Origin of the sequence: Bradyrhizobium sp. UBA2491, assembly GCF_002341725.1 — a bacterium.
Taxonomy (GTDB): Bacteria; Pseudomonadota; Alphaproteobacteria; order Rhizobiales; family Xanthobacteraceae; genus Bradyrhizobium.
This window is the reverse complement of record NZ_DDOP01000101.1, coordinates 16137-38071: the sequence shown is the minus strand read 5'-3', so window position 1 is coordinate 38071 and position 21935 is coordinate 16137. Positions and strand designations below refer to the sequence as shown.

Annotated in this window: 22 protein-coding genes; 6 read left to right on the top strand and 16 right to left on the bottom strand. The window is 65.9% G+C overall.

Translation table 11 applies throughout. The annotated features are described in order from the left end of the window. Nucleotides 1-14 precede the first annotated feature (14 nt). A complete protein-coding gene (locus tag B2W55_RS33050) occupies nucleotides 15-3197 on the bottom strand; it encodes an efflux RND transporter permease subunit (RefSeq protein WP_024580620.1) in 3183 nt (1060 codons plus the stop codon). Between the two features lie 23 nt (nucleotides 3198-3220). Beyond that, nucleotides 3221-4465, bottom strand: coding sequence for an efflux RND transporter periplasmic adaptor subunit (locus B2W55_RS33045; RefSeq protein WP_024580619.1), 1245 nt, complete (start codon nucleotides 4463-4465; stop codon nucleotides 3221-3223). 204 nt (nucleotides 4466-4669) lie between these two features. On the opposite strand from B2W55_RS33045, the gene B2W55_RS33040 reads away from it, so the two are divergent. Then, nucleotides 4670-5269, top strand: a complete 600-nt coding sequence (locus B2W55_RS33040) for a TetR/AcrR family transcriptional regulator (RefSeq protein WP_024580618.1) — start codon at nucleotides 4670-4672, stop codon at nucleotides 5267-5269. Between the two features lie 67 nt (nucleotides 5270-5336). On the opposite strand, the gene B2W55_RS33035 is transcribed toward B2W55_RS33040, so the two are convergent. The 9 genes from B2W55_RS33035 to phnG are packed head-to-tail and all read right to left on the bottom strand — an operon-like array spanning nucleotide 5337 to nucleotide 12290. Continuing rightward, complete coding sequence (locus tag B2W55_RS33035; protein ID WP_024580617.1) at nucleotides 5337-5948, bottom strand: pyridoxamine 5'-phosphate oxidase family protein; 612 nt, start codon at nucleotides 5946-5948, stop codon at nucleotides 5337-5339. A gap of 21 nt (nucleotides 5949-5969) precedes the next feature. Further along, on the bottom strand, nucleotides 5970-6566 hold the full coding sequence (gene phnN / locus B2W55_RS33030) for a phosphonate metabolism protein/1,5-bisphosphokinase (PRPP-forming) PhnN (protein WP_024580616.1): 597 nt from the start codon (nucleotides 6564-6566) through the stop codon (nucleotides 5970-5972). Further along, the gene (locus B2W55_RS33025; protein WP_024580615.1) at nucleotides 6563-7717 is read right to left on the bottom strand and encodes an alpha-D-ribose 1-methylphosphonate 5-triphosphate diphosphatase; all 1155 of its coding nucleotides are present in this window, start codon (nucleotides 7715-7717) and stop codon (nucleotides 6563-6565) included. The genes phnN and B2W55_RS33025 overlap by 4 nt, the downstream gene beginning before the upstream one ends. A gap of 13 nt (nucleotides 7718-7730) precedes the next feature. After that, entirely contained in the window at nucleotides 7731-8429 is a 699-nt protein-coding gene (phnL, locus tag B2W55_RS33020) for a phosphonate C-P lyase system protein PhnL (RefSeq protein WP_024580614.1), read from the bottom strand. An 8-nt stretch (nucleotides 8430-8437) separates the two neighbouring features. Beyond that, entirely contained in the window at nucleotides 8438-9235 is a 798-nt protein-coding gene (gene phnK, locus B2W55_RS33015) for a phosphonate C-P lyase system protein PhnK (RefSeq protein WP_024580613.1), read from the bottom strand. Next, nucleotides 9228-10112: an alpha-D-ribose 1-methylphosphonate 5-phosphate C-P-lyase PhnJ gene (locus B2W55_RS33010; RefSeq protein ID WP_024580612.1), complete on the bottom strand. Its 885-nt coding sequence runs from the start codon at nucleotides 10110-10112 to the stop codon at nucleotides 9228-9230. The genes phnK and B2W55_RS33010 overlap by 8 nt, the downstream gene beginning before the upstream one ends. Beyond that, on the bottom strand, nucleotides 10109-11212 hold the full coding sequence (locus B2W55_RS33005; protein ID WP_024580611.1) for a carbon-phosphorus lyase complex subunit PhnI: 1104 nt from the start codon (nucleotides 11210-11212) through the stop codon (nucleotides 10109-10111). Before B2W55_RS33005 ends, B2W55_RS33010 begins: the two co-directional genes overlap by 4 nt. A 3-nt stretch (nucleotides 11213-11215) precedes the next feature. After that, entirely contained in the window at nucleotides 11216-11824 is a 609-nt protein-coding gene (gene phnH, locus B2W55_RS33000) for a phosphonate C-P lyase system protein PhnH (RefSeq protein ID WP_024580610.1), read from the bottom strand. 4 nt (nucleotides 11825-11828) lie between these two features. Further along, complete coding sequence (gene phnG / locus B2W55_RS32995; RefSeq protein ID WP_024580609.1) at nucleotides 11829-12290, bottom strand: phosphonate C-P lyase system protein PhnG; 462 nt, start codon at nucleotides 12288-12290, stop codon at nucleotides 11829-11831. 115 nt (nucleotides 12291-12405) lie between these two features. On the opposite strand from phnG, the gene phnF reads away from it, so the two are divergent. Then, nucleotides 12406-13131, top strand: a complete 726-nt coding sequence (phnF, locus tag B2W55_RS32990; RefSeq protein ID WP_024580608.1) for a phosphonate metabolism transcriptional regulator PhnF — start codon at nucleotides 12406-12408, stop codon at nucleotides 13129-13131. 48 nt (nucleotides 13132-13179) lie between these two features. On the opposite strand, the gene phnE (B2W55_RS32985) is transcribed toward phnF, so the two are convergent. From phnE (B2W55_RS32985) to phnC, 4 genes are all read right to left on the bottom strand, one after another. Next, on the bottom strand, nucleotides 13180-14028 hold the full coding sequence (gene phnE / locus B2W55_RS32985; protein WP_024580607.1) for a phosphonate ABC transporter, permease protein PhnE: 849 nt from the start codon (nucleotides 14026-14028) through the stop codon (nucleotides 13180-13182). Further along, nucleotides 14025-14909 (bottom strand): phosphonate ABC transporter, permease protein PhnE, encoded by an 885-nt coding sequence (gene phnE / locus B2W55_RS32980; protein ID WP_024580606.1) that lies wholly within the window; start codon nucleotides 14907-14909, stop codon nucleotides 14025-14027. Before phnE (B2W55_RS32980) ends, phnE (B2W55_RS32985) begins: the two co-directional genes overlap by 4 nt. An 81-nt stretch (nucleotides 14910-14990) precedes the next feature. Next, nucleotides 14991-15923, bottom strand: coding sequence for a phosphonate ABC transporter substrate-binding protein (phnD, locus tag B2W55_RS32975; protein WP_024580605.1), 933 nt, complete (start codon nucleotides 15921-15923; stop codon nucleotides 14991-14993). 77 nt (nucleotides 15924-16000) lie between these two features. Continuing rightward, nucleotides 16001-16816 (bottom strand): phosphonate ABC transporter ATP-binding protein, encoded by an 816-nt coding sequence (gene phnC, locus B2W55_RS32970; RefSeq protein WP_024580604.1) that lies wholly within the window; start codon nucleotides 16814-16816, stop codon nucleotides 16001-16003. Nucleotides 16817-17027: 211 nt separating this feature from the next. Here phnC and B2W55_RS32965 point away from each other — a divergent pair, with 211 nt between their 5' ends. Genes B2W55_RS32965 through B2W55_RS32955 form a run of 3 tightly spaced genes read left to right on the top strand, consistent with a single transcriptional unit; the run spans nucleotide 17028 to nucleotide 19575 of the window. Continuing rightward, the gene (locus B2W55_RS32965; RefSeq protein ID WP_024580603.1) at nucleotides 17028-17693 is read left to right on the top strand and encodes a chloramphenicol acetyltransferase; all 666 of its coding nucleotides are present in this window, start codon (nucleotides 17028-17030) and stop codon (nucleotides 17691-17693) included. Further along, complete coding sequence (locus B2W55_RS32960; RefSeq protein ID WP_024580602.1) at nucleotides 17690-18862, top strand: alpha-D-ribose 1-methylphosphonate 5-triphosphate diphosphatase; 1173 nt, start codon at nucleotides 17690-17692, stop codon at nucleotides 18860-18862. The genes B2W55_RS32965 and B2W55_RS32960 overlap by 4 nt, the downstream gene beginning before the upstream one ends. Before the next feature lie 20 nt (nucleotides 18863-18882). Next, nucleotides 18883-19575, top strand: a complete 693-nt coding sequence (locus B2W55_RS32955) for a DUF1045 domain-containing protein (protein ID WP_024580601.1) — start codon at nucleotides 18883-18885, stop codon at nucleotides 19573-19575. A 96-nt stretch (nucleotides 19576-19671) separates the two neighbouring features. Here the strand turns inward: B2W55_RS32955 and B2W55_RS32950 are convergent, their stop codons facing one another. Next, on the bottom strand, nucleotides 19672-20622 hold the full coding sequence (locus B2W55_RS32950; RefSeq protein ID WP_244442178.1) for a LysR substrate-binding domain-containing protein: 951 nt from the start codon (nucleotides 20620-20622) through the stop codon (nucleotides 19672-19674). 171 nt (nucleotides 20623-20793) lie between these two features. Here B2W55_RS32950 and B2W55_RS32945 point away from each other — a divergent pair, with 171 nt between their 5' ends. Beyond that, complete coding sequence (locus B2W55_RS32945) at nucleotides 20794-21915, top strand: aromatic ring-hydroxylating oxygenase subunit alpha (protein ID WP_029879004.1); 1122 nt, start codon at nucleotides 20794-20796, stop codon at nucleotides 21913-21915. Nucleotides 21916-21935: the final 20 nt, after the last annotated feature.

Here is a 21935-nt window from a genome sequence, read left to right as displayed (position 1 = left end):
AAACACACGCGGCATCATGCCGCGTGTGTCTTTCCAGGGATGGTCGCCTCGCCGTGCTGCGTCAACGGCTTCATACCGGTGAGGCTGCGCAGCAGAACGTAGAACACGGGCGTCAGGAACAGACCGAAGATCGTGACGCCGATCATGCCGGAGAATACCGCGACGCCCATCGCGCGCCGCATCTCCGAGCCCGCGCCAGTCGAGAGCACCAGCGGCAGCACGCCCATGATGAACGCCATCGACGTCATCAGGATCGGCCGCAACCGCAGCCGGCTCGCCTCGATCGCGGCCCTGATCGGTGAGCGCCCGGCGAATTCGAGCTCGCGTGCGAATTCGACGATCAGGATGGCGTTCTTGGCCGACAATCCGACCAGCACGATCAGGCCGATCTGGGTGAAGACGTTGTTGTCGCCCTTCGACAGCCAGACCCCGAACATCGCGGCCAACAGGCCCATCGGCACGATCATGATGATCGAGAGCGGCAGCGCCAGGCTCTCATAGAGCGCGGCGAGCACCAGGAACACCAAGAGGATCGCGAGCGGGAATACCCAGAGCCCGGAATTGCCGGCGATGAACTCCTGATAGGTCAGGTCGGTCCATTCGAAGGCGAAGCCCGGCGGCAGCACCTCCGCCGCGATCCGGGTTGCCGCCTCCTGCGCCTGGCCGGAGGAAAAGCCCGGCGCCGCGGCGGCGTTGATGTCGGATGACAGGAAGCCGTTGTAGCGGATCGCGCGCTCCGGACCCGCGCTCTGGCGGACCTTCAGCAAGGCCGACAGCGGCACCATGTCGCCGGACGACGAACGCACCTTCAACTGCCTGATGTCGTCGGCACGCGCGCGGAACGGCGCGTCGGCCTGCACATAGACCGAATAGGTGCGGCCGAATTTGTTGAAGTCGTTGACATAGTAGGAGCCGAGGTAGATTTGCAGCGTGTTGAACACCTCCGTCACGGGCACGCCGAGCTGCAATGCCTTGGTACGGTCGATGTCGGCGAACAGCTGCGGCACGTTGACCTGGAAGCTCGAGAACGCGCCAGCGATCTCCGGCGTCTTCTGTATCGCAGCCATGAACGCCTTGGTCGCGTCGTTCAACGCCTCATAGCCGAGGCCGGCGCGATCCTCGATCTGCAACTTGAAGCCACCGATGGTGCCGAGGCCGTTGACCGGCGGCGGCGGGAACATCGCGATGAAGGCATCCTGGATCCCTGCATACTTCTTGTTCAACGCCGCCGCGATCGCCGGCCCGGAGAGCGACGGGTCCTTGCGTTCATCGAACGGCTTCAAGGTCGAGAACACGATGCCGGCGTTGGAGGAGTTGGTGAAGCCGGAGATCGACAGGCCGGGGAACGCCACCGAGCTTTCGACGCCGGGCTGGGTCAGCGCGATGTCGCTCATCTTGCGGATCACCTCCTCGGTGCGGTCGAGCGTCGCGCCGTCGGGCAGCCGGGCGAAGCCGACCAGATATTGCTTGTCCTGACCCGGCACGAAGCCGCTCGGCACCTGCTTGAACAGCACGCCGGTGACCCCGACCAGCAGCACGTAGAGCCCGATCACGATGGCCTTGCCGTAGATCACCTTGGTGACGGTGCGGCCGTAGTTCTCGGATGACTTGGTGAAGACCTTATTGAATCCGCGGAAGAACCAGCCCAGCGACCTTTCCATGATCCGGGTCAGCCAGTCCTTCGGCTCGTGATGCCCCTTCAGCAGCAGCGCCGACAGCGCCGGCGACAACGTCAGCGAGTTGATCGCCGAGATCACGGTGGAGATCGCAATCGTCAACGCGAACTGCTTGTAGAACTGCCCGGTGAGGCCGGAGATGAAGGCCAGCGGCACGAACACCGCGATCAGGACCAGCGCGATCGCGATGATCGGGCCCGACACCTCGCGCATCGCCTGATTGGTGGCATCGCGCGGCGACAGGCCGGATTCGATGTTGCGTTCGACATTCTCGACCACGACGATGGCGTCGTCGACCACGATGCCGATCGCCAGCACCAGGCCGAACAGGCTGAGCGCGTTGATCGAGAAGCCGAACACATGCATCACCGCGAACGTGCCGACGATCGACACCGGAACCGCGATCAAGGGGATGATCGAGGCGCGCCAGGTTTGCAGGAACAGGATCACCACCAGCACCACCAGCACGATGGCCTCGAGCAGCGTGTGGACCACGGCCTCGATCGAGGAGCGCACGAATTGCGTGGGATCGTAGACGATCTGGTACGACACGCCTTCCGGCATGTTCTTCTTGATCTCGGCCATCGTCGCGCGGACATGGTCGGAGATCTCCAGCGCGTTCGATCCCGGCGCCTGGAAGATCGGGATCGCGACCGCCTGCTTGTTGTCGAGCAGCGAGCGCAGGCCATATTCGGAGGCGCCGAGCTCGATCCGGGCGACGTCGCGCAGCCGCACCACCTCGCCGGCCGAGCCGGTCTTGACCACGATGTCGCCGAACTGCTCCTCGGTCGACAGCCGGCCCTCGGCATTGACCGAGAGCTGGAGGTCGAGGCCCTTGACGCTCGGCGAGGAACCGACCACGCCGGCGGCGGCCTCGACGTTCTGCGCCTGGATCGCGCGCACCACGTCGCTCGCGGTCAGCGCATGCTCGGCGGCCTTCTGCGGGTCGACCCAGACCCGCATCGAATAATCGCCGGCGCCATAGAGCTGGACGTCGCCGACGCCGTCGATCCGCGCCAGCCGGTCCTTGACGTTGAGCACCGCGTAATTGCGCAGATACGTCATGTCGTAGCGGTTGTTCGGCGACAGCAGATGCACGACCATGGTGAGGTCGGGCGAGCTCTTCTTGGTGATGATGCCGAGCTGGCGCACCACGGCCGGCAGGCGCGGCTCGGCCTGCTGCACGCGGTTCTGCACCAGCTGGGTCGCCTTGTCGGGGTCGGTGCCGAGCCGAAACGTCACCGTCAGCGTCATCGCGCCGTCGGTGGTCGCCTGGCTCGACATATAGAGCATGCCCTCGACGCCGTTGATCTGCTCCTCGATCGGCGTCGCGACAGTCTCCGCGATCACCTTCGGATTGGCGCCGGGATAGGTCGCGCGCACCACCACCGAGGGCGGCACCACGTCGGGATATTCCGAGATCGGCATCGCCAGCAGCGAGATCAGGCCGGCCAGGAAGATCAGGATCGATAGCACACCGGCAAAGATCGGCCGGTCGATGAAGAATTTTGAGAGATTCATGGCTCCGCCCCCGCGCGCAGCGCCTAGCGCTGCACGACGTGCTGGTTGGTTTCAGTGGATGCCTGCTGCATGCCGCGGGCGCCCATCTCGGCGACTTCCATCTTCAGAAGTGCGCCGGGACGCACGCGCTGTAGGCCGTTGACAACGATTCGGTCGCCGGATTTCAGGCCGGCGGTGACGATCCGCAGGCCATCGACCGAGCCGCCGAGCGTGACGGAACGATAGACCGCGCGGCTGTCGTCGCCGACCAGCATCACGAACTTCTTGTCCTGGTCGGTGCCGACGGCACGCTCGTCGATCAGCACCAGCGTCTGCTGCTTGGGCTGGCCCATGCGGACACGGGCGAACTGCCCCGGAATCAACCGGCCGTCGTCGTTCCTGAACACGGCGCGGACACGGATGGTGCCGCTCTGTCCGTTGACCTGGTTGTCGATCAGCTGGATGTGCCCCTTGGCGCTGAGGCCGCCCGAGGTGACCATGTCGACCGGGATCTGGTCCAGATTGCCGCGCTTGCCGGACGCATCCGCGATCGAGTTCAACGCCCGCAGCACGACCTCCTCATCGGCATCGAAGCTCGCATAGATCGGATTGACCGAGACCAGCGAGGTCAGCACCGGCGAAGACGTCCCCGCCGCGACCAGGTTGCCGACCGTGACCTCGATCCGGCCGACCCGGCCGTCGACCGGGGCGCGGACCTCGGTGTAGTCGAGGTTGAGCTTGGCGGTTTGCAGGGCGGCTTCGGCGGCCTTGACGTTGGCGATCGCCTCGCGATTGGCGTTGTCGCGCTGGTCGAAATCGCGCTTGGTGACGATGTTGTTGCCGACCAGTTGCGCGCCGCGCTCGACTTCGCTGGTGGTGAACACGACGCGGGCCTTGGCCGCTTCGAGCTGGGCCTGGGCGCGGTCAACCTCGGCCGCATAGGGCGCGGGGTCGATCTTGAACAGGATGTCGCCGGACTTCACCAGCGCACCCTCGGTGAAGTTGGTCGACAGGATCGCTCCCGCCACCCGCGGCCTGAGCTGGACCCGGTCGACGGCCTCGAGCCGGCCCGAGAAGTCATCGAACAAGGTGGTCGGGCGTGGCTGGATCACGGCGACGGTCACCGGGACCGCCGGTTCAGGGGCGGCAGTAGCAGCCGTCGCCTGCGCAGCATGAAAATAATGGCCCGTCGCGATCGAACCGGCGACGGCGACGACGCCGAGGATCACGATACCGCCGACGACGCGTCGGAAGCGGCCGGAACGGGGATTTTGGGTTGACGAAGGCATTCACGCGCTCCACATATCTGTAGTGTTCGCTACAGATGTGGAGCTGGACGCCCGTCCGCAAGATACTTATGTATCGAGCACTATGAATTTATTATCTCATTCGTGGGGAAATGGGAAGACGCGGAAAAACATCACGTGCAACAAGAGGATAAGCCAGGGATAATCCGTCACAGAAACGGTGCCCGGCTTACGGAGTAACGAAAAATGGGAATGGGACGCCCCCGCGCCTTCGACGCGGATGCCGCTTTGGACCGGGCCATGGACGTGTTCTGGCGCCACGGTTACGAGGGTGCGACGATCGCGCAACTCACCGAGGCGATGAGCATCAATCCGCCCAGCCTCTACGCCGCCTTTGGCAGCAAGGAGGGCCTGCTGAAGGCTGCGCTCGACCGCTACACCGAAAAGCGTGACGCCTGGATGGACAGGGTGGTCGATGCCCCGACCGCGCACGAAGTGGCCGAGCGATTTCTGATGGAGCATGCGGACGCCCAGACCGACCCCGCCAACCCGCCCGGCTGTCTGCTGGTCCAGGGCGGTCTGGCCTGCGGCACGGGCTCTGAAAATGTTCCGTTCGAGCTGGCGGCACGTCGCACCCGGACCGAAGATCAGCTGCGCGAACGCTTTGTCCGCGCCAAGGCCCAAAATGACCTGGGCGAGAACGTCGATCCAGCCACGCTTGCGCGCTATCTGTCCGCGGTGACATCGGGGATGTGCGTGATGGCCTCCTCGGGTGCGGACCGCGAGGCGCTGCGCGAGATCGCGGCGGTGTCGCTGAAGGCGTTCGAGGAGCAGACGAAGGTCTGATCGCAACTTCAACGCAGCCGTTGCAAGTCACTCGCCCCGCGAAGAGCGGAGCGAGTGAGACGAGATGTCACCACATCGTCTGCCGCGCGCGCTCCGGCCATTCGCGATCATATTTCTCGCCACCGACCGTGTGCTCGCTCATCTCGGCAAGGATCTGGCCGGGCGTCGGCAATGCCGTCGGATCGATCCGTTTGTCCGGATTCCAGAGGTCGGAGCGCACGATCGCGCGGGCACACTGGAAGTAGATCTCGTCCACCGTCATCACGATCACCGTGCGCGGCGCCTTGCCTTCCATCTTGAAGGAGGCGAGCAGTTCCGGCTCGGCCGTGACATAGGCGCGGCCGTTGACGCGCAGCGTGCTGCCCGAGCCCGGAATCAGGAACAGCAATCCGACGCGCGGATCGCGAACGATGTTGCGCAGCGAATCGCAACGGTTGTTGCCGCGGCGATCCGGCATCATCAGCGTCTTCGCATCATGGATGCGCACGAAGCCCGGCAGGTCGCCGCGCGGCGAGCAGTCGAGCCCCTCCGGGCCCGAGGTCGCAAGCGACACGAACGGCGATTTCTCGATGAGCACACGGTAGAGCGGCGTCACGTGATCGGCGACCTTCACGGTCGACGCGTCGTTCGGAAAGCCGTAGATCGCCTCAAGCTGCTCGATCGTCTCGATCACCGACATCAGTGCCGTTCTCCTTTGCTGCTAACAATCCCAGCGCTCACCCCTGATGACGCGGACCAGCTGTCGCGCGTGATAGTCGGCGCTGCCTGAATTGACGATGGTGAAATCGGGCGTGGACGCGCTCTCGTCGACGGTGCGGGCCAGCCGTCGCTCGAGCTTGCCGTCGCTGCTGCGCGCCCGCGCGGCCAGTCGCGCCGCGAGCACCTCCGGCGGCGCCGTGATCGAGACCACGATGGGATTGGCATAGTTGCGCCGTGCCGACGCGATCACCGTGCGTGAGACATTGGCGATCACGGTGTGCCCGGCGCGGATCGCGTCGTTGATTGCGTTGGACAGCGCATAGCGGTGCCCGTGCGCGTCCCAGTGCATGGCGTAGCCGCCGGCCGAGGCCGCGCGCTGGAACTCCTCGGGACTGACCTGCTCATTGTCTTCCGCCGCCGAGGCCTCGCGCGTGATCAACCGGCGCGCGAAGATGACGCTGCGGTCATCGGCGCAGGCCGCCTTGGCGAGGCCCAGAAGCGTGTCCTTGCCGGCACCACTCGGACCGACCACCAGGATCAACCGGCCCGGGCCGATCGTGGTCGAACTCTGCGCGGCGACGGCAGGGAGTTCGGTCATGCGACCCTTGCTCCCTCGCGCCAGACGCTGCGCACCACCGGCAGCTCGCGCGCCACATGCACGCGGATCAGATCGGCGCGCCGGCCGACTGCGATCTCGCCGCGATCCGACAGACCGACCGCCTCGGCCGGCGTCTTGGTCACGGTGCGGACCGCGGAAGCCAGGTCGATCGCCGGCACGTGCCGCGGCAGTTGCAGCGCCGCCATCAACAGGCTCGACGGGATGTAATCCGACGACAGGATATCCAGCATGCCCTCATTGGCGAGATCGACGGCCGCGATATTGCCGGAGTGCGAACCGCCGCGCACCACGTTCGGCGCACCCATCAGGATGGCGATGCCGGCCGCGTGCAATCCGCGCGCAGCCTCCATCGTGGTCGGGAATTCCGCGACCGCGACCTTGTCGTTGATGGCGTCGACCACATTTTCCTCAGTGGTGTCGTCGTGGCTCGCCAGCGGAATACCGTGTTCATGCGCCAGCGCGACGATGGCGCGCATGTTCGGCGCGGCGTATTGCTTCTGATAGGCAAAGCGGCGCGCGAACAGCACGTCGAGCTGGGCGTCGGTCATGCCGCCGCCCTTGCCGCGGTAGTAGTCGCGCAGCTTGACCTCGTCGCGGAACTGGCGCTGGCCCGGCGTATGATCCATCAACGACATCAGCCGCACGTCGGGCCGGTCGATCAGCTCTTTCGCCTCGGCGACGACGTCAGGCATCGGCACCTCGCAGCGCAGATGCAGGAAGTGATCGGCGCGCAGCAGGTTTTCCTCGCGCGCGGCTGAGATCGCCGCCGCCAGCACGCCGGCGCGGCCGTCGACATCCTCGGCGCCGTCCTCGCGCCAGACCCGCAGCGAATCCAGCACCGTGGTGATGCCCGAAGTCGCAAGCTGCCCGTCATAGGAGATCACGGCGGCGACCGGATTCCAGAACACCTTGGGCCGCGGCACGTAGTGCATCTCGAGATGGTCGGTGTGCAGCTCGATCAGCCCGGGCATCACGAGATCGCCGGCGGCGTCCTCGGCGGCCTCAGGCGCCCTGCCCTCGCCGAACTCGGCAATCCTGCCGTCAGCAATCGCAACCCAGCCCTGCTCGATCACGCGATCGGCGAGGACCAGCCGGGCGTTGCCGATGATGGTGTCTTGCTTGGCGGTCATTTCCAACGGTCCTTCAGGCAGCAGCGGCGAACGAGGTCACATCGACGATGCGATCGGCAATCAGATGACGGATTTCGTCGTCATGGACAATCGCAACCATCGCGACGCCCTTGGTTTTCTTCTCCGCGACCAGTTCGACCACCACGGCGCGATTCGCCGCATCGAGCGATGCGGTCGGTTCGTCGAGCAGCAGGATCGGCAGGTCGGAGATGAAACCGCGCGCGATGTTGACGCGCTGCTGCTCGCCGCCGGAGAAGGTCGAGGGCGGCAGGGTCCATAGCCGCTCCGGAATGTTGAGCCGGCGCAGCAGTTTGCCGGCGCGTTCGCGGGCCTCCTCGCGCGTCACGCCATTGGCGATCAGGGGCTCGGCGACGACGTCGATCGTCGCCACCCGCGGCACGGCGCGCAGGAACTGGCTGACATAGCCGATCGTGGAGCGGCGGATGCTCAGCACCTGGCGCGGCTCGGCGGTGGCAAGGTCGATCACCTTGCCATGGTGGCGGATGCCGATCCGGCCGCTGTCGCAACGGTAATTGCCGAAGATCATCTTCAGGATGGAGGATTTGCCGGCACCCGACGGGCCCGACAACACCACGCATTCGCCTGCGACGACGTGGAACGACACGTCGCGTACCACAGGCAGCTCGACACCACCTTGCAGATGCATGGTGAAGGTCTTCTCGGCGTTGGCAAGTTCGATCATCGCGGTCATTGGCAAGCTCATGGCGGCAGAATCGAGGAAACGAGCAGCTGGGTGTAGGGCTCGCGCGGATCGTCGAGCACCTGGTCGGTGAGACCGGTCTCGATGACGCGGCCGCCCTTCATCACCATCACGCGGTGCGACAGCAGGCGCGCCACCGCGAGATCGTGGGTCACGACGATGGCGGCCAGGCCAAGCTCACTGACCAAATTGCGCATCAGATCGAGCAGGCGCGCCTGCACCGAGACATCGAGGCCGCCGGTCGGCTCGTCCATGAACACCAGCCGCGGCTCGGTGACGAGATTGCGGGCGATCTGCAACCGCTGCCGCATGCCGCCGGAATAGGTCTTCGGTGCATCGTCGATGCGACCGACATCGATCTCGACCCGCTCCAGCCAGGTCGAAGCGGTGTCGCGGATACGACCGTAATGGTTCCAGCCGACCGCCATCAATCGCTCGCCGACATTGGCGCCGGCCGAGACGCCCATGCGCAGTCCCTGCGCGGGGTCCTGATGCACGAAGCCCCAATCGGTGCGGAACAGGAAGCGCCGCTCCGCCTCGCCGAGCTCGGCGAGATCGCGCAACACGCCGTCGCGCATCCGGTAGGACACCCGCCCCGCGCTCGGCGCGAGCTGCGCCGAGAGCAGTTGCAGCAAGGTCGACTTGCCCGAACCGGATTCGCCGACGATCGCCAGCACCTCGCCGGGATAGAGCGCGAACGAGACGTCGCGGCAAGCCGGCAGCCGGCCGTAGTTCTTGGCAAGCCCCTCGGCCACCAGCAGCGGCTGGTCGTTGTCGAGGCTCGAGAGCTCAGACATGCGCCTTCTCCTTGTGCGGTGCTGCGCTCTCGGTGCCGCGATGGCCGGCGGCCTGGCGCTGCTCGCAGAAGTCGGTATCGGAGCAGACGAACATCCGGCCGCCCTTGTCGTCGGTGACGATCTCGTCGAGATAGGAGTTGTCGGCGCCGCACAGCGCACAGGGCGCGTTGAAGCGGTAGCGCGTGAACGGGTGATCCTCGAAATCCAGCGAGACCACCGTGGTGTAGGGCGGGATCGCGTAGATGCGCTTCTCGCGGCCGGCGCCGAACAGTTGCAAGGCCGCGCAATTGTCCATCTTCGGATTGTCGAATTTCGGCGTCGGCGACGGGTCCATCACGTAGCGCGCATTCACCTTCACCGGGTAGGCGTAGGCGGTCGCGATGTGGCCGAAGCGCGCGATGTCCTCGTACAGCTTGACGTGCATCAGCCCGTATTCGGCGAGCGCGTGCATGCGCCGCGTCTCGGTCTCGCGCGGCTCGAGGAAGCGCAGCGGCTCGGGGATCGGCACCTGATAGACCATCACCTGCCCGGCATGCAGCGTCGCCTCGGGAATCCGGTGGCGGGTCTGGATCACGGTCGCGTCCGCGGTCGAGGTCGTGGTCGCGACGCCGGCGGTCTTGCCGAAGAACTTGCGGATCGAGATCGCGTTGGTGGTGTCGTCCGAGCCCTGGTCGATCACCTTCAGCACGTCGTCGGGGCCGAGGATCGCGGCCGTCACCTGCACGCCGCCGGTGCCCCAACCATAGGGCATCGGCATCTCACGGCTGGCAAACGGCACCTGGTAGCCGGGAATGGCGATCGCCTTCAGGATCGCGCGGCGGATCATCCGCTTGGTCTGCTCGTCGAGATAGGCGAAATTGTATGTCGGCGCGTTCATTCCGCGGCCTCCTGGAGTTCGACCGCCTGATTGGCCTCGGCGAATTCCTGCCGCAGCTTGCGCAACAGGCCGAGCTCGGACTGGAAGTCGACGTAATGCGGCAGCTTGAGATGCTCGACGAAGCCGGTCGACTGCACATTGTCGGAGTGCGACATCACGAACTCCTCGTCCTGCGCCGGCGCTACCGCATCCTCACCGAGCTCGCGTGCCCGCAACGCGCGATCGACCAGCGCCATCGACATGGTCTTGCGCTCGCTCTGCCCGAAGGCCAGGCCATAGCCGCGGGTAAAGCACGGCGCCTCTGTGGTCGAGCCCTTGAACTGGTTGACCATCTGGCACTCGGTCAGCTCGATCGAGCCGAGCGGCACGGCAAAGCCCGCGTCCTCGGCGAAGAACTCGACCTCGACCTCGCCGAAGCGGATTTCGCCGGCAAAGGGATGGTTGCGGCCGTAGCCACGCTGCGTCGAGTAGCCGAGCGCAAGCAGGAAGCCCTCGTCGCCGCGCGCCAGGTTCTGCATGCGCAGATCGCGATCCGCCGGAAAGTTCAGCGGCTCGCGGGTGAGGTCGCCGACCGGCGCGTCGGCCTCCGCCTGCGGCGAGGATTCGATCAGCCCGTCGCGGCCGAGGATGTCGGTCACGCGCGGCGTCGCGGCCTGCGAGGCCTCCGCGGTCTCCGGCTGCTCCGGCACAAAACCTTCCGCGAGCTGCGGATCGAGCAGGCGGTGGGTGTAGTCGAAGGTCGGCCCCAGGATCTGGCCGCCCGGAACGTCCTTGAAGGTCGAGGAGATGCGTCGCTGCACCCGCATCTCGCCGGTGTTGACCGGCTCGGTGGCACCGAAGCGCGGCAGCGTGGCGCGGAAGGCGCGCGCCAGGAAGATCGCCTCGATCATGTCGCCGCGCGCCTGCTTGATCGCGAGCGCCGCGAGCTCGCGGTCATAGAGCGAGCCCTCGGTCATCACGCGGTCGACACCGAGCGCGAGCTGCTCGGAGATCTGCGCCAGCGTCACCTCTGGCACATCGCGATCGCCACGCCGCTCATGCGCGAGCAGCCGATGGGCGTTCTCGATGGCGCGTTCGCCTCCCTTGACGGCTACATACATCGCTCACACTCCGCTTGCGATCAGCCGCGTGGTGCGCGGGATCGCCACAATGGCATCGTCATGGACCAGCACGACATCGATGCCGCGCGGGAACAGGGCTTCGTTGATCGCAAGCCGGCCGAACAGATCGTGCGGCTTGATCATCGCTTGCAGCACCGCGCTGCCGTCGATGCCGGGTCCCTTGAGCTCGAAGGCCGGGCCCTGCGTCAGGCTGTCGACTTGCAGGATCAGCGTGGTCGAGCGGTCAGGATATTCGCTGCTGCCGAACGCGAAACGCTCCAGCGCCGGCAGGTTCGCCGCATCGCCGATCAGCGCGAAGCTTGCAATCGAAGCATCCGCGATCACCGGCGCGCTGGCATGAAATTTCAGCCAGCGGGCGACATCGGGCGTCGCGGCCATCGCGGCGTCGAGCCAGATCGGCGTGTCGTGGTCGAACAGCGTCAGCGCGATCGCTGCCGCGCCGCGCATCAGGCCGACCGGCGTGCCGACATCAGCGGCGACGCGCTGCACGCTGCCAGGGCGCGCCATCGCGTCCATCACGGAACGAAAGGTTGATTGCGCCGACAGCACCTTGTCGGCAAAGCCTGCGGGCATTTCGGCAATCGTCGTCATTGCATCATCCCTCACCGCGCACCATCGTGTAGAAATCGACCCGTGTCGCCGCGGTCTCGGCGGCCTTGCGGCTGCGCTCGGCATTCATGGCGGCGCGCAGCGGCGCGATCACCTTGGCCTCGACCTCGCCGGACAATTCCGCCGACTGCACCATGGCGTCGCACAGCGCGATCATCCGTGCCTTCTCGGCATCGCGGCCGAGCGTGTAGCCGAAGCCGACCTCGCCGCTCGCGATTCGCACCGCCGCGCGCGACACCGTCGCCTCGCCGAGATTGAACGGCGCGCCGTCGCCGCCGATCCGCCCGCGCACCATCACGAGGCCGTTCTCGGGCTCGCGCAGGTTCTCATGCGCGGGCACCGCGATCGCTGCCAGCCGGCCGGCGATGTCGGCCGCGGCGGCATGCGCCAGCACCGCCATCGCGGCCTTGCGCTGGGTCTGTCTGCTGTCTGGTCCGGTCGAACTCATGTGCAACCCTTGGGCAACCTTGCTCGCATCAAGTTGTCTATGATAATAGACAACTTGATAGCCGAGCGCCATGACTGTTTCGTGACAAATCGACGATTTCTGGTATCACCGCGCCATGAGCATGCAGGAAAGTTCCGGCGTCGCCTTGTGGCGGCAGGTCGCTGACGGCATCGAGCGCGGCATCGCCGACGGCCGCTTCGCCGCCGGCGAAAAGCTGCCAGGCGAGATGGAGATCGCCGAGACTTACCGGGTCAACCGCCACACCGTGCGGCGCGCGCTCGCCGCATTGGCGGAGCGCGGCCTGGTGCGCGCCGAGCGCGGCAGCGGCACCTATGTCGAGGCGCAGCGCCTGGCCTATCCGCTGCGCTCACGCACCAGGTTTTCCGAGATCGTCGGCGCCGGCGGCCACGAGCCGCGCGGCCAGCTGATCGATGCCGGCGAAGACACTGCCAATCGCGAGATCGCGCGCGAGCTCGGCCTGAAGATCGGCGCGCCGCTGATCCGGATCGAGGCCGTGCGCCTCGCCGACCGGACGCCGATCTGCGTGTCCACCACTTGGCTGTCGGCCGAGCGGTTTCCCGATGCCGGCAACGTGTTCGCCAGCGTTCGCTCGATGACGAAGCTGCTCGGGCATTACGGCGTCAGGGATTACCGGCGGGCCGCGACCCGAATCACCGCAGCGATCGCCGACGCCACCGACGCCGCGCGGCTTGATCTGCCGCTCGGACGCCCGGTGCTGGTGGTCGATGCCACCGATGTCGACATGTTGAATCAGCCGCTGGTGACCAAGCGCTCGAGGTTTGCCGCCGAGCGTGTGGAATTTCTGGTCGAGAACGGCTGACGTTCCCTTCGCGCCTCCCCGTTCTTACGGGGAGAGGCGAAGGAAAAACTACGCCACCGCGCGCTGGCCGATGATGGCGAAGCGCAGCTTGCTCGAGATGAAGTCGATCACGGCGACCGCAATCAGGATCATCAGGATCAGGAACGACACCTTCTGCCATTCCAGCACGCGGATCTGCTCGGCGAGTTGCAAGCCGATGCCGCCAGCGCCGACGATGCCGATGATGGTGGCCGAGCGCGTGTTCGACTCGATGAAGTAGAGCACCTGCCCGGCGATCACCGGCAACACCTGCGGCAGCAGGCCGAAGCGGATTTCGTGCAACGCGTTGCCGCCGGAAGCCCTGATACCCTCGACCTGCTTGCGGTCCGCCGCCTCGATCGCTTCCGAGAACAGTTTTCCGAACGCGCCGAAGTCCGACACCATGATCGCCAGCACGCCGGCGAACGGACCGAGGCCGACGACGTTGATCCAGACCAGCGCCCAGATCAGCGTATCGACGCCGCGGATCGAATCCAGGAAGCGGCGCACCGGAAAGCGGATCAGGTTCGAGGGGATGATGTTGCGCGCCGCCAGCAGGCTGACCGGCAGCGCCAGCACCGCCGCAAGCGTCGTGCCGAGCAGCGCGATCGACAGCGTCTCGCCGAGCGCCTGCATGTAGAGCGGAAATGACGAACCGGGATTCGGCGGGATCATCATCATGGTGATCCAGCCGAGCTGGCTGAGGCCCGAGATCAACCTCGACGGCGAGAAGTCGAGATCGACCAGCCCGAACACGAAAATTGCGAGGGCGCCAAGAATCATCGCCGGCATTGCCAGCCGCGCCGAGGCGGGCCGCTCGAACACGCCGGGATATTTCGCCCGAAGCTCGCCCGCATCAGGCCGCGGCATCTGGCTCATCGGCGGGTCTCCTTGCCGAACAGCCGGCCGCGCAGCCAGCCGGTCGAGATGTCGATGATGAAGACGGTGACGATGATGGTGACGAGGATGGCGCTGACGTCGGGATAGTAGAACTTGCGGATCGCGACCACGAGCTCCTGGCCGATGCCGCCGGCGCCGACGAAGCCCATCACCGAGGCCTCGCGGACATTGATCTCGAACCGCAGCAGCGCATAGCTGGCATAACCGGCCGAGACCTGCGGCAGCACGGCAAAGCGCATGCAGGACAGCCAGCTCGCGCCGGTCGAGCGGATGCCTTCGACCGGCTTCATGTCGGCATTCTCGACGATTTCGGCAAACAACTTGCCGAGCGCGCCGGTCGAGTGGATCGCGATCGCGAGCACGCCGGCCATCGGCCCGAGACCGAACGCGATCACGAAGATCAGCGCGAACACGATGCCGGGTACGGTGCGGGCGAATTCAAGCAGGCGGCGGATGATGAAGCGCACCCATGGTCCGGGTGAGGTGTTCTGCGCGGCGAAGAAATTCAGCGCAAAGGCGAACACGGCGCCGGTCAGCGTGCCGACATAGCTGATCAGGATCGTCTCGCCGAGCATCCTCAGCCATTTGTGCCAACCCCAGAACCATTCGACGGGATCGGTCCAGACCCGCGCGCCCGAGTCGAGCGTGAGGATGCGGTCGAAATAGCTGACGAAGTTGCCGAAATAGGTGAACAGCGTGCGCAAATTCACCTCTGCGCCGATTGCGGCGATGACCAGGACCACGCAGAACACCGCGGCGGCCAACGCGCCTCTCAGCCGCTTGCGCGCGACGGCCTTGCGGTACGTGTCTTCCAGCACGGCGAGTTGCTGCGCGGGAAGAATGGATACGGCGGTTGCCATGATGCTGGTCAGTCGAAGCTGGAGGTTGAAACGGAAAGAGCCGGGTCATGAAACCCGGCTCCGAGTGTCTCCGTGGTGCGATCAGCTCGCCTTCTTGCGCAGCCTGTCGACGAACTTGATCAGCTCGATCGTGCTATCCCAATCCTTGGTCGTGGCGGGGTGGAAGCCCTTCTTCTGGCCGTCGGAGAGACGGTCGAAGGCGGCCTTGTCCTTGGTCGGCGCGTCGAAGAAAGCCTTGGCGATCGCCGCCTTCAGGTCTTCCGGAAGGTCCGCGTTGTAGGCGTAGGGGCCGTTGATGATCGGCGACGACTTGTTGATGATGCGGAAGTCTTCCTTCTTCATCGCCGAGCCGTCGGCGTTCTTCAGCATGCCCTTGGTCAGCATCTGCGCGAGCGTCGAGTCGTCGTCGTTGGTCCACTGGTTGGCCGCAATGTCGACGGTGCCCTGCGCCAGCGCCAGCACGGCGTTCTCGTGGCTGCCGGTGAACACCACCTTGCCGAAGAAGCCCTCGGCATCGTGGATGCCCATCTTGTCGAGCTCGAAGCGCGGCACGTTGTTGCCCGAGGTCGAGTTCGGATCGACCAGGCCGAGGTTCTTGCCCTTCAGGTCTTCCACCTTCTTGTAGGGGCTCGAAGCCTTGACGTAGAACACCGAATAGTAGCCGGTCGAACCGTCGGCGTTCATGTCGTTGGCGAACGCGTCGGTCTTGACGCCGGTCAGGCGGGCCCGGGCGAACGAGGCCGAGCCGTAGCTGGCGATCTGGATGTTGCCGGCGCGCTGGCCCTCGATCACCGCCGCGTAGTCGTTGGCGATGCGAAGCGTGACTTTCGTGCCGAGCTCCTTCGACAGATAGGCCACGAACGGCGTCCAGCGCTCGGTGACGCCGGAGGCGTTCTCGGCCGGCACGACGGCGAAGGTGAGCTCCGGATACTTTGCCTTCCAGTCCTGCGCGGACGCCGAGCCGGTGAGCGCGAGCGCGGCAGCGCCGGCCAGAATGATGCGACGAGTGATCATGACTACCCCTGTTGCTTGTAGTTGCACCTGTTGGCCGGGCAAAATGCCCGGCCTCTCAGATTGAAAATGCGCGACGCTCAGGCCGCGGCTGCGGTGCCGAGTGCCGGAGCGGTTGCACCGTCGGGCGCGGGCAGCGGCTCCGCACCGATGACGTCGTTGGCCTCGAGGTCATAGAGCTCTCGGGCGATATGATCGGTGAGCGCCGCAGGGGCGCCGTCGAACACCACGCGGCCCGCCGCCATGCCGACCAGCCGGTCGCAATAGGTCCGCGCCAGGTCGAGCGAGTGCAGATTGCAGAGCACCGTGATGCCGAAGTGCTTGTTGATGCGCAGCAGCGCGTCCATCACGATCTTGGTGTTGCGCGGATCGAGCGAGGCGATCGGCTCGTCGGCGAGGATGATGTCGGGTTCCTGCACCAGCGCGCGGGCGATCGCGACACGCTGCTGCTGGCCGCCGGAGAGCTGGTCGGCGCGCTGCGCCGCGAGCTGGGCGATGTCGAACTGCTCGAGCGCGGACAGCGCCAGCGCCCTGTCCTGCTCCGGCCAGACCTGCGCCAGCGAACGCCACGACGGAATCTGGGCGAGCCGGCCCATCAGCACGTTGGTCAAGACGTCGAGACGACCGACCAGATTGAACTGCTGGAAGATCATCGCCGAGCGTGCCCGCCACTGCCGAAGCGCCTTGCCGCGCAGCGCGGTCACATCTGTGCCTTCGAACAGGATACGGCCGGAGGTCGGATCGGCGAGGCGGTTGATCATCCGCAGCAGCGTCGACTTGCCGGCACCGGAGCGGCCGATCACGCCGACAAAGCTGCCCGGCGCAATCGAGAAAGACGCGTTGTCGACCGCGGCTCTTGCACCGAAACGGCACGTCAAACCTTCCACCACCAGCATGTAATGCTCCAACCGCGTCACGTTGGGCCATCGCTATCCCCGGCGTTTTACAGTTATGTGACGCTTGCGCTGCGGTGCGGCGATCGTTCACACCCGTCTTTGTCGGCGCCTTGCCGTCATCGCGACGTCATGATGTTGTCATCAAGCATCCCGATGACGAGCGCGCTTCTCCCCGAACGCCAACGATTTGCAAGATTTTGCGGAGGCCCTGATGGCCGGAAAAACACTCTCGGTTGTGCCGACGATCGACCCGACTGCTTCGGTTCGCGAGAGCAAGCTCGGCAGATACACCGAGGTCGGCGCGCGCACGATCCTGCTTGAAGTCAGCATGGATGACTATTCCTACGTCGTGAACGACAGCCAGATCACCTACACGTCGATCGGCAAGTTCTGTTCGATCGCGGCGATGACCCGGATCAATCCCGGCAACCACCCGATGCATCGCGCGACTCAGGCGCATTTCACCTACCGCGCCAGCGCGTATTTTCCCGGAGAGAGCGACGACGCCGACTTCTTCAACTGGCGACGTGCGCACCACGTGCATATCGGCCATGACGTCTGGATCGGTCATGGCGCGATCGTGCTCGCTGGACGGAACGTCGGAACCGGCGCGGTCGTCGCCGCCGGTGCGATCGTCACCAGGGACGTGCCCGCCTACACCATCGTTGCCGGCAATCCGGCACGGCCGGTCAAGCGACGATTTTCCGAGGACGTCGCGGATCGCCTCGCCGCACTCGCGTGGTGGGACTGGGATCACGAGACACTTCGTCGTGTTCTGCCCGACTTTCGCAAGCTCGCGGTCGAGGAATTCCTCGACAAGTACGAGGCCGAAGCCGTATCTCAATCACGAACAGAACAACGGAGCGCGACATCGTGACGGACATTTTCATCGAGGGCGGGCGCGCGCTGGTTGACGGCGCATTCGTGGAGACCTCGCTGCGCACCGCGGGCCGCGACATCGGCGCGCTCGACGCCGAACAGGGACGCGCCGCACTCCACATCGACGCAAGCGGCCTGCTGGTGCTGCCCGGAATCATCGACCTGCACGGCGATGCGTTCGAACGGCAGATGATGCCGCGCCCGGGCGTCGACTTTCCAACCGACGTGGCACTGATCGACAGCGACCGGCAGGCGATCGCCAACGGCATCACCACCGTGTTCCACGGCACGACCTGGTCGTGGGAGCCCGGCCTGCGCAGCGCGGAGAACGCGCGCAAGCTGCTCGATGCGATCGAGCTGCTGCGGCCGCAGCTCGCCGCCGACACGCGCTTCCATCTGCGTCACGAGACCCACAATCTCGAAGCGGAGGGTGAGATTACGCGGTGGCTCGGCGAAGGCCGCATCGACCTGTTCGCCTTCAACGACCACAGCAACGTCAAGCCGAAGAAGCGTAACCAGCTCGCCGAGCGCGCCGGGCTCTCGGTCGAGGCCATCAACGAGATGCTCGACCGGGTGGTCGCGCGCCGTCCCGAGGTACCCGCCTCGATCGCGCGGCTGGCCGCCGCGGCGCGCGCAGCCGATATCCGTATGCTCTCGCATGACGACAACAGCCCGGCGATGCGTCAGGAGTTTCGCGCGCTCGGCGCCACGATCGCCGAATTCCCCGTCAATGAAGAGACCGCGCGCGATGCCGCCGCGGCCGGCGACTTCATCGTGTTCGGCGCGCCCAACGTGGTGCGTGGCGGCAGCCACACCGGCTGGACCAAGGCATCCGACATGATCGCGCAGGGGCTCTGCTCGGTGCTGGCGTCGGACTACTATTATCCGGCACAGTTGCTCGCCGCGTTCCGCCTCGCCACTGATGGTATCGTGCCGCTCGCGGCAGCCTGGAATTTGATCTCGTCGGCGCCGGCACGCGCGGCAGGGCTCGCCGACCGCGGCGTGCTTGCCGCGGGCCGCCGTGCCGACATCATCATCGTCGAGGACAAGGTGCCGCTGCGGCCGCGCATCGTCGCCGTGATCGCGGCCGGACGGCTGGTGCATCTGGCGGATGCGAGCTGCCTCGTCCACTCGGTCGCACCGCGCAAGACGGTTGCGGCGGCGTAACCCGGCCCTATTCTGCTGCCATGGCCAACGCTCCGCGCTACGCGATCTACTATGCGCCGTCGTCCGACAGCGCCCTGCACCGCTTCGGTTCGACGCTGCTCGGTTACGATGCGGCATCGGGCGACGACCTGCCGTTTCCCGACGGCGTCACGCCCGATTGGCGCGACGTGACGCAGGACCCGCGCAAGTACGGCTTCCACGCCACCTTGAAGGCGCCGAACGCGCTCGCCGAGGGCAGGACCGAGACTGGGCTGCTCGATGCCTGTGGCGCCTTTGCCGGCCGCGCGCGGCGCATCCCTGTGATCGAACCGGTGGTCGATGCCATCAGCGGCTTCATTGCGGTGATCCCGGGCAGCCGCTCGGACGATCTGCAACAGCTCGCCGCTGACTGCGTCACCGAATTCGACGCGTTCCGCGCGCCATTGTCGGCGGCCGATCGCGCCCGGCGCAAACCCGAACGGCTCACCGCGCGGCAATGCGACCATCTCGACCAATGGGGCTATCCTTACGTCATGGAGGAATTCCGCTTTCACATGACGCTGACGGGACGGCTGAGCGACGAGCGGCGCGGCCCGATCGTGGCGCAGCTGCGCGAACGGTTCGCCGCGATCGACCTCGCAAGGCTCCCCATCGACCGCATCGCGCTGTTCAAGCAGGACGATAGCGCATCGCGCTTCCGGATCATCGGTAGCTGGTCGCTGCGAGCCGCCTAGAGCCTTTCCCGTCCCGATGGAGTCGGGACGGGGTTCCAGGTTCTTGTCTTGACGTTTTCTTCACGCGAACCGATATCGACTTCGCTCGAAAACGCTCTAGTCGGACTTCGCAAGTTCGGCCAGCAGCCACTTCTTGAACGTCTGCAACGCGCGATTGCGTTGCGCGCCGGGCGGATGAACCAGCCAATAGCTACCGGTCACGTGGCCGACGGGCAAAAGCCGGCGGATCGTGCCATGCCGCTCGCTCTCGCCGATGAAGGGTTCGAGCGCGAGCGCGACGCCGGCACCGCGCTCAGCAGCCTGCAACGCGGCGACAAAGCTGTCGACCGAGATCGCGCGCGTCGCATGAGGCGTCGGCGCGCCGGCATGCTTGAACCAGAGCGGCCAGGCTGCGGGGAATGTCGTCACGTGAATCAGGACGGCTTGGCCAAGGTCGGCCGCGGTGCGCAGCTTCAACCGCCGGGCCAGCGCCGGCGCACCGACCGGAACGGTCCTCACCTCCATCAGGCGATGCGCGACGACGCCGTCGGGCTTGTCGGGCCCGAAGCTGATGCCGGCATCGAATGTCTCGGTGTCGAAATCGACATTGCGGTTCGAGGTCTCGATCGCAAGATCGAGCTCGGAATGCCGGGTGAGAAACGAGGACAGGCGCGGGATCAGCCAGGCCGACGCGAACTGCGGCAGCACCTTGAGCCGCAGCCGGCGTTGGCCTGCGGCCTCGAGCGCCGACTCGGCCCTTGCCAGCAGCGCAAAGGCGCGGCCAGTCGCGGCGGCGAGCTTTTCCCCGGCACGGGTCGGGCGAACGGCGCGGTGGCTGCGGTGAAACAGCGCGACACCGAGATGCGCTTCGAGGTTGCGGATGCGGTGACTGACCGCCGAGGCGCCGACGTTCAGCAGGCCCGCGGCCTCCTTGAAACTGCCGAGCCGGACTGCGACGTCGAATGCCTGCAGTGCCAGTAGATGCGCCGGCCGGAGGCTCGCCGCGGCGAGATCGTCGCTCCCCGGCGGGGGTGACGTGCGCCCCGGCCTCGCGTTGTTGCTGCTCATGAGCCGATCCTAACTTCCGGCACGGCCCGATGTCGCCCGGAAAATCGTCACGGATGAATGTCATTCATCCGAAACGAGCTGCTTTCGCTTGTCGCGCTCGGAGCAATGCGAAATTCTGTCTCTCGAACCGGACCGGGCGGCAAGCCCGGCCAACGAAGCGGGAGAACGGCGATGACGGTACAGCTTGCGGACGAAGCCTCCATCGTCGACCGCATCCTTGCGCACATCGACGCGAAATCGACCGATCTCAGCGCCGGCGTCTGGCGCGAACCGGTCGCGCATTATCTGTCGCATGATCGCTTCGCGGCCGAGATCGAGCAGGTGCTCCGCCGCACGCTCACCCCGTTCTGTCCCTCGGCCGCGCTCGCCGAGACCGGCGCTTATGTCGCGCGAGACGCGGCGCTGACGCCTGTTGTCGCGATCCGTGGCGCAGACGGCGTCGCGCGCGCCTTCCGCAATGCCTGCCGGCACCGCGGCGTCCAGCTTGTCGACGGCACGGGCTGCAAGAAAGCGCTGACCTGCCGCTATCACGGCTGGACCTACGGCCTCGACGGCCGGCTGCGCGGCATTCCCGACGATTACGGTTTTCCCGACCTCGACAAGACCACGCATGGCCTCGTGCCCGTCGCCTGTATCGAGCACGGCGGTCTTGTGTTCGTCTCCCAGGACAATTCCGACGCAACGTCGGACGCGAGCGAAATGCCCACCCTGTTCGGCGACGACTGGAGGCTCTATTCGACCGCCACGCAGGAGGTCGAGGCCAACTGGAAGATCGTCGCCGAAGGATTCCTCGAAGGCTACCACATCCGGTCGACCCATCAGGATACGTTCTATCCGTTGCAGTACGACAATCTCAACGTGATCGAATCGTTCGGCCGCAACAGCCGGATCAGCTTCCCCTATCGGCGAATCGAGAAGCTGCGCAACGTGCCGCGGGACGAGCGCCGGACGGCCGGCATGCTGACCCATGTCTATCACCTGTTTCCGAACGTGATGCTGTCGACCTTCCCGACCAATCGGTTGATGACGGTGCTCGAGCCGCTGGCGGTGGACCGCACCCGGCTCGTCACCTACACGCTGTCGAACCAGATCGCGGCGGACGATGGCCGCACCGCGGTTGCCCAGGGACGCGACTTCGTCACCGCAGGTGCGGCCGAGGATCGCGAGATGGCCTGCGCCGCGCAGCGCGGGCTGGCAACGCGGGCGAACGATCACTTCACCTTCGGCCTGTTCGAAGGTGCGATCAGGCACTTTCACCAGAACCTGGCCGCGATCATCGAGCGCGTGCGCTGATCCACACCAACATTGCGCAG